Here is a 12,090-nt window from a genome sequence, read left to right as displayed (position 1 = left end):
GGCTGTCCCTGTGAGTTCAGTCGTTACTCACAGTGCACGGACCACACAACCTGAGCCAGAACCACTACTGCTCGACAAAGCCACGGGCGGTCTTGGCAAGGTGCTTCTCATCAGCGGCTTCAACGAGTTCGTTGACGGGTTTCGTCGCGAGAACGTATTTGACTGGCTACCCGTGCATCGCGGCCTCGGTGCCGAGCGCGATCAGCAAGTGTGATTTCCTGGCCCCGGAGTCGCCGATCAGGCACAGCGGCATGCTCTTCTTGACCCAGTTGCAGGAGGCCAGGGTGTGGATGGCGGCCGGGTCGATGGCCGGATTCGCATCGAAATCAAACGACCTCGGCCCGGTCGTCGCACTCCGACATCAGCAGTTCTGCCAGATACCGGCTGTAGGTCATCTGGTCTTGCGCGGCAGCCGAAGCGAGCTCTGGATATTGGGCCCGGATGGTGGGCAGCCGGAGCATCCGGCAGGCCTGGTCCACCGCCGCGTCCGCAGCTTCCTCGATCAGTCCCCGGTTGCGCTTTGCGGTCATGATTCCCCCTGTTGGGCAGATGGTCCGGCGTGCCGGCGGCGCAGCCGTAGCAGTTCGTCGTAGGCGGCCACTGACGGCAGCGGCCTCGGGTCAGGCGGCAGCGGAGCGAGCCGTGTGGCACCGTTCGGGGCCGTCGATGCGGGCACCGTCACAGCGACGTTCTACAACTTCAACCACGAGCATGTGCAGCGGTACATCCCCGCCGCGTGAACTTTCACCACACCGCAGGCGGTGCTCACGGCACGCCTGTACGGCGCGGACCGGACGCCGCAGCGGCTGCTCGGGAAGGAGGCCCTCGTCTGCGCAGAGGTGACCGGGGTGGCTGCACGTCATCGAAGTCTGCTGTCGGGAAGGGCGTCCGCTGTACGCCGCCAACGCCGATCTCCCCGTACCCGAAGCACCGCACCTGGCCCTGTGGCACGCTGCGACGCTGTTGCGCGAGCGCCGGGGTGACGGCCACCTCGCCGCCCTGGCGACAGCCGGCCTGTCCGGCATCGAGGCGCTGGTCCTGCACAATGCCACCGGTACGGCGCGGACATCGGCAGTGTTCATGCGGGCCCGTGGGTGGTCCGCGTAGCAGTGGGACGCCGCCCGGGACCAGGTGCGCGAGCGCGGCCTGCTGGACGGGGCGGGCAACCTCACGCAGGCGGGCACGGCCCTGCACGGCGAGACCGAGGTGCTCACCGACCGCCTCGATGCCGCCCCGTACGACCCCCTCGGCCTGGCTGCCACCGCGCGCCTCACCGTACTGGCCGGCGCGTTTTCCGGAACCCTCCGAGCAGCGGGCGCCTTCCCCTCGGTGCACTTCGGCAAGGGCTGAGAGCTTGGTCGAAGGCATTTACACGTAAGGGCGGGCCATTGACTGCTGTCGATCTGGCGGCGGTCTGATGCTTCTGCAAGGGTGTCGGGTCCTGTTGTCGGCTGGAGAGGGCCGGCGCCCCGTTGCCCTGTGGGTCCGGTACAGCGGCCGCCGGTCAGTGGATCCTGCTCACCCCGCCGCCTACATCAGTCCTCGGCGTCGATGTCGCCTCAGGGTGCCTCTCTCGGGCCCCAGCACCCGCTCGACCACTACGCCGGAGAGGCAGAGGAGGGCCGCGAGCACGGAGAAGACGGGGAAGATCGCGGTGTCGTTCCAGACGGTTGCGCCGATGCCCAGACATGACGGCCCCGTGCCGCTCGGCGGGGAGGTGTGCGGTCCGGTGGCGCAGGGCGAGTTTGTAGGCACCGCCCTGGAGTGCGACGGTGGCAATGATGACGGCGGCGTTGCCGGTCGCGAGGCCGCCTGCTCCGGCCAGTATGAGCTCGGCGAGTGCCGTGTCGCCGACGAGCGCGACTGTGCACCCTGGGTAGCGGGCACTGGCGATCTGGGTGGCCGCGGTGGTGAGGGTCACAGCCGCGATGACGACGCCGCCGAAGAACGGGCCGTCGGCGTGCGCGGCGATGGAGGGTTCCAGCGGTAAACAGACCCCGAGCACGGCCCAGGTGGCGCCGGCGCCGATCACCGAGGAGATGAAGCGCCCGCGGATCTCCTTGGCCGCCTGGGGGCGTGGGATCCCGATGGTTGCGGCACCGGCCGATGGGTGAGGTTCACGCATCACCAGGAGGAGGACGAGCAGGACCAGGGCGATGAGCGCGTGGGCGGGATAGGGCAGGAGCAGGGGGTGGCGGGGGGTCTGGGCGCGAGGGTGGCGGTGCCGAGTGCGGCGATGGCGATGCCGACGTTGAACGCGATGGCGGTGAGTGTCCCGCTCCGTGCCGCCCGCTGCGGGTGCACGTCCAGCAGGGCGGCCCCGCCGACAACAACGATCGCGCCGATCCCCACCGTTGAGGATCCGCCACGACGAGATACTCGGGTCCCGCGGCGAAGATGAAAACGGCGAGCCCGGCGAGCAGCAGCAGGACGTGCGACGAGGAGTACGGGCCGACGGCCGTACCGGTCGGACAGGGCACCGGAGACGAGGATCGCGAGGACCGCCACTGTCCCGTACGCGGCGAAGATGACAGTGGTCAGAAGGGGGCGGGTAGTCCCACTTCTCGGCGTACAGGGAGTAGAGCGGGCAGGGGATGGCGGAGGTTGCCTGCCCCGGCATGGCCGCCCTCATCCAGTCCCGGCTGGTCCCGCAGACCGCCCAGGAGGCGATGCTCACCGCTCACCGCTACGGCGGCACCGACGCCGCGGCCATCGGCACGTCGATCAGGCGGTCACCGAGGGCGCCGTGCGCTCCACCGCCATCGAGATCGCCCAGGCACAGGTGAATCCGCCGCGGGGACTCCACCGAAGCGCTCATCGGGGGCGTCACGGGTTTCCTGCACCGCCCCCAGGTTCTGCTGCTGGGCCGCTACGACATCGCTGGCCGCCTACGCCTGGTGGGCAAGACCGTCCCGCTGAGGCCCGGCCCGGCAAGGCCTGGCCCGGCCCGTCCCGTCCCGGCCCGGCCCGGGCCTTGCCGACCACCTCACCGCATCCGGCCCAGGACCACCCGCGGACCGGTGTCCGCTTCACCGCGCCTGGAACAGCCGCACCCCGCTGGAGCCGGGAGCCGTTGAAATGCGTGCTGGCGGCTTCGACACACGCCTTTGCCCTGTCTTTGAGGATGTTGTGCCGCGCGTCGAACTTTGCGCTCGCGGTAGACGCGACGGGGCCCTCGGCTTGCTGGAGTTCCAGCGCGGCGCCGTAGACGTGATTCGAGGCGAGCTCGATTCCGTGGGCCAGAACAGCGAGGTGCGCCGGCCCTTCCAGGCGGACTGCTGCGGCGGCGAAGACAAGGGCTTCGTTGTCCTGCGTGGTGAGAGTGCCGTTCCAGTGGCGCCGCAGCCGTGGGGTCGAGGATGCCGAGGTACACCCGGAACATGTGGCTCTCGCACGGGGCGGTCGGGGCGACGAAAGCGGCGTATGCCTCGCGCTGGTGTTGCCGGCGGACGGCGTCCACGGGGCCGCAGCGGGCGGCTGCTCACGCTTGTGCGCGGCCTGCGGCGTAGGCAGTTGCGGCCGCGAGGACAGCCGTGGGCGTGGTGATGAGCGCAGCTATGACGGCGGAATCCATGGCAGGTGATCCTGCCAAGCTTCGACGCAGTCGACACCGGGACCTGAACACTCGCGTTCGCGGCCTCGGATACAGCCGCTGGCTCTGAGAATGATCAAGGGCTCGGCCGAATGACTCCTGCGGCCCCGGGCATGCCTCGCCAGAGCTGCCTAGGGAACACCTGACCCCTGTCAACGATGATCACGCTGTGCAACGATGAGAGTCAGCCCGGCCAGGGCGGAGAGCCAGATACAAGGGCTCACTGATCGCCACGGAAGTGCTCACGGAGTTCGTCACGGCAGTCGTTCTCGGCACCGACCTGGACTCGCGAGAAGCCCAGCACTGCATCGTTGCCTTCCTGCTTGGTCTTGGCCAACTGTGTCTCGAGATCCGCTATGCGCTCGGCGCACTCGGCGCTGACGGGCATTTCGGTCTGCGGGTCCGGTGACGAGGAGGCGTTCAGACCGGCAGCGGCGCCGAGGCCGGCCGCGCACAGCACCGCCCAGGTGGCAACCCACGCGCGGCGGCTCATTCGTATCGGCTCAGGCATTCAGGCATCCTACGAGCACCGTTGAGGGCTGTCACCGAATCGCGGCTACCGTCAGCCACGATCCCGTTGGCGCTCGGGGATCATCTGGGCGAAGGACCGGGCGTGGCCGGCCAGGGCGGCGAGTTCAGGGAAGTTGGCCGGGACGGCCCTGAGCCGGAGCTGTTCGATCTCCGTCGGCGTCTCGGGTCGGCCACCTCGTCCCCACGTGGGGTGCAGGCGGCTGTGCAGGCTCCGGCCGCGGTGACGTGCGCTTCTTCCGCCTGTCCTCGTCCACCGCGGGCAGCTCAGCTTCACCGCCCTGCAACGCCGCGCGACTGCCGGGCGCAACACCAAGGCCCTGGCGGCTGAGATGCCCGCCCATGGCATCGCGTTCGACGTCCTGCAGAGCGACGGCCAGGAGCTTTTGGACGAGCCGTTCGCGCGCCGCCGCGACATTCCGGAGGCCCTGTTCGCCGGCCACCGGCTAACACCGCGTCCACGCTGTGCCCGTCGACCACCGACCGGCGATCGCCGGGGGAGTGGCTGTACGAGTGGACTGACGTCACCGGCGTCGAAGGCGTGGTGGCCAAAGCTTGACGGGAAGCTACCGCAGGGGCGTGCGCGGCTGGACCAAGGGTCCGCCGCGGGGACTCCACCGAAGCACTCATCGGCGCCGTCACCGGCTCCCTGCACCGCCCCCAGGTCCTGCTCCTGGGCCGCTACGACACCACCGGACGCCTGCGGCTGGTGGGCAAGACCACCCCGCTGAAACCCAGCTATGCCCAGGACATCGCCACCCATCTCACCGCAGCCGATCCCGGCCACCCCTGAACCGGCGTCCGCTTCACCGCGTCCTGGACCAGCCGCACCCCCTTGGAGCCGCTCCTCGTCGTTCCCGTCCTGGTCGCGGAGATCAGCGCGAACGTGTCACAGGACCACGGCGTGTGGCGCCACCCGCTGCGCTACGAACAGCTACGCCTGGACGCCCTCGAAGCTGATGTGTTCCGCTGTTCGGATAGACGCAGTTGCTGCACAGAGGGGGGACCTGCTCAGGGGCACGCTGAGGATGCTTCGCACAGCCGCCGGCATCTGCCTCCCTTCAACCGTCGACCTATCCAGTCGTCTCTCGGCTTCGAGGACACGCGGGTGATCAGCCGCTGGCCGACCCGTCGCGCGCGGCCACCGCGTCAGCCCCCTCCTGCACGAAACCCACGACCGCCGGGACCTTCTTCGCGACCCCGGTCCGTTCCGCCACTCCATGAGCGGCTGTGCCCGTCCGCTCTCCGGCGGTGCCGGCGGTGAGAACGGTGTTGGTCAGTGCCGGAGCGAAATTGTCAGCCTGGGCAGTGGGGGCGGCGGCCAGCACAAAGCATCCGGCCGCGGCGACGGAGAAGGTTCGGCATACGTTCATGGCCGGTACAACGCGCCGCCCTCCCGCAGGGCACGCCTGCGCCCCGATGCTCACCCTTCGTCCGCTCCATTCACCCGTGGGGCGACCGGCCCTGTCTGGTGGCGCTACGGACACCCCGCCTGGGAAACCGTCGAGCACGCCCTCGACAACCCGACGACTCCCGCGCATACCGTCTCCGCGAGGAAGAACGCCGCACCGAGCAGAGCACCCGGAAGGAAGGCGAACGTCAGCAGGAGATAGAGGCCCAGCGCCGGCCGAAGGCCGCCGCGTGGCCGTGTCCGACTTGCGGCCGCGAGCTCTGGCCCGCGACGGCTGGGAGGACCAGACCTCAGGGCAGCGACTGCAGCGTCTGCACCAGCATCAAGAGGCGCGACGGGAGGCAGCCGAGGCTCGCGCGGCCGAGGAGGGCCGAAGGCCGGGAGGAAGCCAAAAACGGTCTCTTCGGCTACCTCCACTGAACGCCGGGGCTCCGCCATGGGCCACGGGGCGGGCGGGTGGGAGTAGTGCTCGGGCCGGTGTCGCTTGAACAGGGGGCCGGGTCAGCAGGAGGTGGAGGACGCGACGGGCATCGGCGCGCCGGGCGGGGTCGTGGGCCAGAACCGCGACGGCGGTGGCCGTAAGCGGACCAAGTACCGCCTAGTACGAGGCCGACGAGCAGCAGAATGAGGACCATCACGAGGGTGCCTTCCAGTGGCGCGGATCGGTCTGACGCCACTCATTGAGGCAGCCCTGGCGTGTTCGGTGGGGCGGGCCGAAGGACGGCGAACGACACCGAACAGCGAAGAGAGCAGGAGATACAGATGGGCCCGGTCGAAGAGTTCGCCGCACGACTGCGCCACCTGCACCGGGAAACGAAGGCCCGGCCTGCCACGCCGCCAAGCGATCCATGAGAAGCCACGACCAGCCCGGCGTGGTTCGTCAGGTGGGGATGTAACCGGATGGATGCGAGTGGCAGTCGGAGCCAGCAGGGGCGCTAGCATCAGTCCGCCCGCCGAGGTCTGATCGAGAAGGCGAATCCGCGCGATGTCCGATGACGCATACCTGTTCCTTCTTCCTGACCGCCACCCTCGGCGGGGGGCGGCCCTGGCTGCCGTCGGTTTCCTGGAGTGTGCGGACACACCAGCCGTTCTGGGATGGCTGCAGGCTCACGGAGTCTCGGCCCTTTCGGAGCAGGTCAGGATCCTCCCGGCCGAAGCCCAGGGGTTCATCCCAGACAACGCGGAGCGCCTGCCTGTTCCACTGAGCGAGGACGAAGCGCTGCGGGTGCAGCAGGAGTGTGCGCCCCAGACCGTCACGGACATGGAGAGCGAACTGCTGGATTTCCGGGAGACGACTCAGGACTGGGAAGCCCTCGTCCATCGGGCCCTGACGGCGGGCGTTCCGGCTCCGCGCATCGCCCAGTTGACCGGTCTCGACCCTCAGGACATCGGCCGCCTGACGGTGTGAACGTTCGGCGACACCGCCCATCGGCCCAGGGCCTTTCTTATGGATCTAGGCGCTGACGAGACCGGCGTGTGCTGGGGACAGCCAGCCTGACTACGTGACCGAGACCGAACCGCCACTGCTTGCGGATGTCTATCCGCGCCGGTGTCGTTCCTGGGTGCGGCTCTGCTCCTGCGGTGGCCGGCTCACTGACCGCGTGACCTGGGCAGCCGGATGCCTACCGGGGGAGGGCGGTGGGCCACAGCCGCAGTATCGCCGTGATGTGCTCGAGCACGGCGCCGACATCCGGTGACGATAGGTCCGGCTTCTCACGGGCCGCAGCGTGTCAGCTCCGGCGGCGGGCCGAGGGCACCCGCCGCCCCGGCCGCACGGCGCGGGACCGGCCCGCCCCGGCCGCACGGCGCGGGACCGGCCCGCCCTCAACCTGCGAGGGCGGGTACCTCGTCGACCGCGGGCCGGGCGCTGGCCATCCCGCCACCGGGTGACGGCCATCCACGCGAGCGTGAGCACGGCGGCGAGCAGGCAGAACCGCCCAGTCGCCGGCCAGCTGCCGAGCGCTCCCTGCAGGAGTTGGAGTACGTCCGATGCGATGGCCATCTGATGCCTCTGCTTGATCAAGCCGGCGAGTTCCGGCGATCACAGCGAACGGCATCAACAGGACCTGGTTCCACCACCGTTGGCCGGGCTGGACACTCCTGGACACCCCAGACCGGCATTCCGGCGTCCCCGCCAATGCTCTGCTCGATAGCCTCGCTGGCATGGTGATGGAATCGGGGCGAGAGCTCGACATTCAGGCAGATCCGCAGTGGTTCATCGGTCAGCTCCGGCAGCTAATGACCTCCTGCGGAGCCGGGACGGCGACCAAGCTCGGGGGCAGGAAGAAGAACCAGCCGAGCGAGAAGGAACAGCTGCCGCACGCGACGATCAGCCGGGCCTTGAGCCCGTCGATCCAGAGCCTGCCGACCGCCGACTTCGTCCAGCGATTCGTGAAGCGGTGCATCGAGTATGCGGACCAGCACGAGGGCGAAGGCAGGCTCACGGCGGCTGACCGCGATGTCGAGGGCTGGCTGGATCTCCTGGCCGCGGTCGATGAGGAGATCAGCGAGACCGCCCGCCTGGCTGCAGTCGACCTCGCGATGCGCTGGTCCGAGCTGGCCGGCCTCGACACCTGGCGCAAAGCCTCCGAAGCGTCGCTGACCCCGCCGCTCGGCATGCCCTTCACGGTCCAGGACCGCCTGAAGGAGCTGCGGCTCTGGATGGTCGACGCTCAGTGGCCGAAGCCGTTCACCAAGGTCACCAACGCGATGGGCAACTTCCAGCACGCCCTGTCGGACCTGCTGGACTTCTTCACCCACGCCAGCACGTTTTCCCGGAAGGCCGACGACTTCTACGAGCTCTGGGACCACTCGCTCGTTCTTGACTACGATCCCGAGCGCCGCCGGGCTGAGCGCGACTACCTGCAGAACATCGAACTGGTCATGGACTTGTGGTTCGAGCTGACCGCAGCGGGACATCACGTCTGCGACGCGGTCCGCGACGAGCTCGACGGTGCTTTCCGGCTCGGCGCGGGCAGGCTCTCCACCCTTCACAACCCGGACTATCTGGGACACTGCCAGGTCACGTGCTGGGTCTACTGTGCTGAGACTCGCCGCAGCGCGCACCCCTATCCGGGGATCGACGCACTGCGGGAGGCGCTGACCAGGCCGTCGGGCGATGGCCGTTCCAGCGTCGCCGGGGGGCACGGACGGCTGGTGGACGAGCCCGACGATGACTCGCTCAAGACCGGCGGGTGCAGGACAGCAACCGGTCGATCTCCAGCAGGCCCGCGCGGTCATACATGCGATTGGCGGCCGCCCGGCTCCGCACCGGATCGTCCGTTAGGGCGTCCTCCTCGACGAAGAGGATCACCTCGCCGGCCCCCAGACCCTGCAGCAGGTCCAGGCTGGAGCCGAAGTGCGCGCCACCAACCGCGCCCGCCTCTACGCAGACGAGCTCGTCCGCCTCACCCGGCAGCCGCCAGCACCGCGTGCACCTTCATCCGTTGACCGCCATCGCCTGGTAATCGCCCACCCGCTGCCGCAGATCAACACGGACCACCTGTCAGCCCACTCCCTGCTCGCCCGTGGTCATCACGCCACCGCCTCGGTCGCCGCCCACTCCAGCCCGAGTGAGGCGAGCACCTGGAGCTTGTCGGCGGTCAGCTTGTCCCGGCGGCTCTTGCTGTTGCTGAGGAACACCCCGAGCTTCACCTCGCTCCCGTCCTCAAGTCGCTCCACGTGGGCCCTGGGGACCTTCACTGAGCCTTCGCGGGCCTTGTACTGCTCCAGGGCCGCCACGCCCTTCTCGAAGGCGCTCACAGCCTTCCTGGGGGCCTTGGCGGGCTCTGCCTGCTCCGGGGACAGCAGCACGACGCCGACCGCCTCCAGGAGCTCGCGCTGCTCCTCCATCAGCCCCACCCAGACCGTGTGCTGACGCTGCTTCGCCAGCCACTTCCCCACGTCCATGCCGTGGACGGTGAAGCCGGGCAGGACGTCGGAGTGGTCGTCCTCGTCCGTCAGCAGCTCCCGCAGCGCGGCGTAGTGCCTCTGCCACTCCGCCGGCCACGCCGGATCCCAGTGCTCATCCACGGCCTCCAGAGCGGTCTTCCACTCGGGGTGCCCCTCCAGCGCACCGGCCCGGCGCAGGTTGGACAGCCACTGCCCCACCGGCCTGTCCAGGGCCACGGCGGACCTCGGAGCGCAGAGAGTCCAGTGCTCCGCGTAGTACGCCTTGGCGGCCTCCAAGTTCTCCTGGAACCGCTCATCGGCCGGGTTCCAGACCATGCCGAGTTTCTCCAGCCTTTGGGCGCGCAGGCCGGTCATCTGCCCCGCCCCATACGCCCGCCGCTGCTCCGCGACCCACTGCCCCAGCGGGTACGCGCCCTCCTTGTGCCCGTACGGAACCCGGGCGTGAAGCTCACGCTCCGCGAATTTCTTGAACGCCGCCCAGCCGCGACCCCAGTCCTGGCGCTCCGTGTCGATCACGTTGAAGGAAATCCAGTCCGCGACCATCACCGGGTCGCGCGGAGCGGCAAAACGCAGCAGCAGACGGGATTCGTCCTCGCCTTCCTCGGGCGGCGAACCGATGTACTCGGACGGCTGCGCGACGTCCTTCTGAGGCTCCTGCGGAATCGCGAGCAATTCGATTGCCTCTTCGTCGTGAGCGCGCAGACCCTCCAACACCTTCACCAAAGGCTTATACGATCCGGAGGTGAACATGTCTTCCGGCTGCTCTCCGGGCTGGAGAAATACCGGCACGATCAAAGAGGCCACCTTGCCCTGTCCGGGCTTCTGACGCAGCGCCCGGCCAATCGCCTGGACGATGTCGTGCGGAGCGCCCTTGGGGTCCAGGAGCGCCACGGAGTCCACGGCTCGGATGTCGACGCCCTCACCCAGGACCCGGCAGTTCGAGAGCACGGCCCGCAGCGCGGTGGACCCGAAGCCGCCCAGGACGCCCCGCCGGCGCTCGGGCACGTGCTCACCGCACAGCCAGTCCGCCCAGATCTGCGCCGGGTACTTCTCCGGCTGGTCAGCGTGCAGCTTCGCTGCCACACGCTCCAGGCCCTCCGCGTACGCCTGCGCCTCTATCGTCCGGTGGTGGAAGGTGATGCAGGTCGACAGGTCGTGCTGCGCCATCGTGTGCAGCAGCGCCGCCTGTAGCGCCCCGAGGCGCTCACCACGCACCTTCTCGCTGTGCCGCTCCTCACCCATCAGCCGCTCGGGCGTGACGACCGGGTCCTGGAGCTCCAGGACGATGATCTGGTAGCGCGCCAGCAGCCCGCGCGACACGGCCGACGCCAGCGAAAGCTTGTAGAGGACGGGCCCAAAGACAGCCTCGTCGTCCATGGAGGCCGCCATCTCCTGCGGCAGCGGGTCACGCACCCCCTCTGCCACCTCGCGGTTCAGGCGCTCTTGCCAGATCCGCGGCGTGGCCGTCAGGTACAGCCGACGCTGCGCCGGGATGACGCTCTGGTCGTGAATGTCCGCCCACGCCTTACCCATCGACCCGGAAGTCCTGTGGGCCTCATCGACCACCGCGAGGTCCATCGGGGCCAACTGCTGCCCGTAGACGCCCTCGAAAGCCTCCGCCAGGACACCCAGGGACGCGTAGGTGGCGTACACGGTCACGGGCCCCGTGCTGTGCCACAGCGCCAGCTGTACAGGGTTCGTGGTGGAGCGCACCTTCATGCCCCACAGCTCCGGGTCGTCCTGCAGCGAACACACGGCAACCGCCGGCCCCTTGTGCCCGGCGTCGCGCCACGCCTTCACCGTCTGTGCCAGCAGGTCCAACGTCGGCACCAGCACGAGAGTGCGTCCCTTTGGCACAAGCCGCTTAGTGGAAGCCGCCGCAATGATCGTCTTTCCCGTGCCACACGCGGCGTGCACCTGCCCGCGCAAGCCATTGAAAGGGATACCGCCCGGCGGGACATCGAAGCCGCGCACGATGGCAGCAACGGCCTCGGTCTGATGGTCACGCAGTTTCACGGCCATGCCCCGTGTCCCCCTTATCGCAGAATGCAGCACGTAATCATAAAGGAAAGAAGCCCCGGCGCGAGATGCGCGGCGCTAGCGGGTGTGACTCCAGATCCCAAACGCTACACAGCGCTGACTCATGATGCATAACCCACTCCCCATCTTCGCTCCCCAACATGCCACGCGACTCGTTATCGCCCATGAACAGCTGACCGAACAGTACACTGATGGGGCATCAGCAAGATTGCCCAAACCACCTTTGAGGTTGGGGGAGAGGTCAGGGTGGAGCGCAGCGGAACCCGTCACCACAACAGTGAGGGCCGGCGCGCCGTCAGGCCAACGACCCATCACCTCCACTACGGGGATCAGCTGAGGATCCTAAAACCTACACAGGCCACAACGTGATACCCACTCACACTGCTGCAGCGGCGAAGCCGGTGGGCGGGAGCGCAGCGGACGCTCCCGCATGGAGCGCAGCGGAATGCGGTCATGCTTTTTGCGAAGCGAAAAGCCAATTCACGCGAAGCGTGAATTAAAGAAAAGCGCGAAGCGCTTTTCCTAAAGGCGCGAAGCGCCTTTAGGAATTCGCTAAGCGAATTCCGTCACTTTCAGGCGCGCAGCGCCTGTATACCCGCTCCGCGGG

Annotated in this window: 8 protein-coding genes and 3 pseudogenes; 5 read left to right on the top strand and 6 right to left on the bottom strand. The window is 68.5% G+C overall.

Features of this window, described 5'->3' with window-relative positions:
• Positions 1 to 88: 88 nt before the first annotated feature.
• Positions 89 to 530: pseudogene (locus ACIQM3_RS07370) on the bottom strand (ATP-binding protein); the annotation flags it as partial.
• Positions 531 to 644: 114 nt separating this feature from the next.
• On the opposite strand from ACIQM3_RS07370, the gene ACIQM3_RS07365 reads away from it, so the two are divergent.
• Complete coding sequence (locus ACIQM3_RS07365; RefSeq protein ID WP_401620094.1) at positions 645 to 740, top strand: hypothetical protein; 96 nt, start codon at positions 645 to 647, stop codon at positions 738 to 740.
• 112 nt (positions 741 to 852) lie between these two features.
• Positions 853 to 1,350, top strand: a pseudogene (locus ACIQM3_RS07360) (hypothetical protein).
• Positions 1,351 to 1,504: 154 nt separating this feature from the next.
• Here ACIQM3_RS07360 and ACIQM3_RS07355 read toward each other — a convergent pair.
• The 3 genes from ACIQM3_RS07355 to ACIQM3_RS07345 all read right to left on the bottom strand — a co-directional run bounded on the left by ACIQM3_RS07355 (position 1,505) and on the right by ACIQM3_RS07345 (position 4,103).
• Positions 1,505 to 2,125, bottom strand: coding sequence for a hypothetical protein (locus tag ACIQM3_RS07355; protein ID WP_401620091.1), 621 nt, complete (start codon positions 2,123 to 2,125; stop codon positions 1,505 to 1,507).
• A complete protein-coding gene (locus ACIQM3_RS07350) occupies positions 2,125 to 2,352 on the bottom strand; it encodes a hypothetical protein (protein ID WP_401620088.1) in 228 nt (75 codons plus the stop codon). The genes ACIQM3_RS07355 and ACIQM3_RS07350 overlap by 1 nt, the downstream gene beginning before the upstream one ends.
• 1,460 nt (positions 2,353 to 3,812) lie before the next feature.
• On the bottom strand, positions 3,813 to 4,103 hold the full coding sequence (locus tag ACIQM3_RS07345; protein WP_401620085.1) for a hypothetical protein: 291 nt from the start codon (positions 4,101 to 4,103) through the stop codon (positions 3,813 to 3,815).
• A gap of 292 nt (positions 4,104 to 4,395) precedes the next feature.
• Here ACIQM3_RS07345 and ACIQM3_RS07340 point away from each other — a divergent pair.
• Positions 4,396 to 4,851, top strand: a pseudogene (locus ACIQM3_RS07340) (hypothetical protein); the annotation flags it as partial.
• A 381-nt stretch (positions 4,852 to 5,232) separates the two neighbouring features.
• On the opposite strand, the gene ACIQM3_RS07335 reads toward ACIQM3_RS07340, so the two are convergent.
• A complete protein-coding gene (locus tag ACIQM3_RS07335; protein WP_401620082.1) occupies positions 5,233 to 5,493 on the bottom strand; it encodes a hypothetical protein in 261 nt (86 codons plus the stop codon).
• Positions 5,494 to 6,516: 1,023 nt separating this feature from the next.
• On the opposite strand from ACIQM3_RS07335, the gene ACIQM3_RS07330 reads away from it, so the two are divergent.
• Both ACIQM3_RS07330 and ACIQM3_RS07325 read left to right on the top strand, forming a co-directional pair.
• Positions 6,517 to 6,939, top strand: a complete 423-nt coding sequence (locus ACIQM3_RS07330) for a DUF6003 family protein (protein WP_401620079.1) — start codon at positions 6,517 to 6,519, stop codon at positions 6,937 to 6,939.
• A gap of 755 nt (positions 6,940 to 7,694) precedes the next feature.
• The gene (locus tag ACIQM3_RS07325) at positions 7,695 to 8,981 is read left to right on the top strand and encodes a hypothetical protein (protein ID WP_401620076.1); all 1,287 of its coding nucleotides are present in this window, start codon (positions 7,695 to 7,697) and stop codon (positions 8,979 to 8,981) included.
• Between the two features lie 84 nt (positions 8,982 to 9,065).
• Here the strand turns inward: ACIQM3_RS07325 and ACIQM3_RS07320 are convergent, their stop codons facing one another.
• A complete protein-coding gene (locus ACIQM3_RS07320; RefSeq protein ID WP_401620073.1) occupies positions 9,066 to 11,465 on the bottom strand; it encodes a Helicase associated domain protein in 2,400 nt (799 codons plus the stop codon).
• Positions 11,466 to 12,090: the final 625 nt, after the last annotated feature.

Source organism: Streptomyces sp. NPDC091271 (assembly GCF_044757505.1).
Classification (GTDB): Bacteria; Actinomycetota; Actinomycetes; order Streptomycetales; family Streptomycetaceae; genus Streptomyces.
Note: the sequence above shows the minus strand (reverse complement) of the source record. Positions and strands in the feature narration are given on the sequence as shown.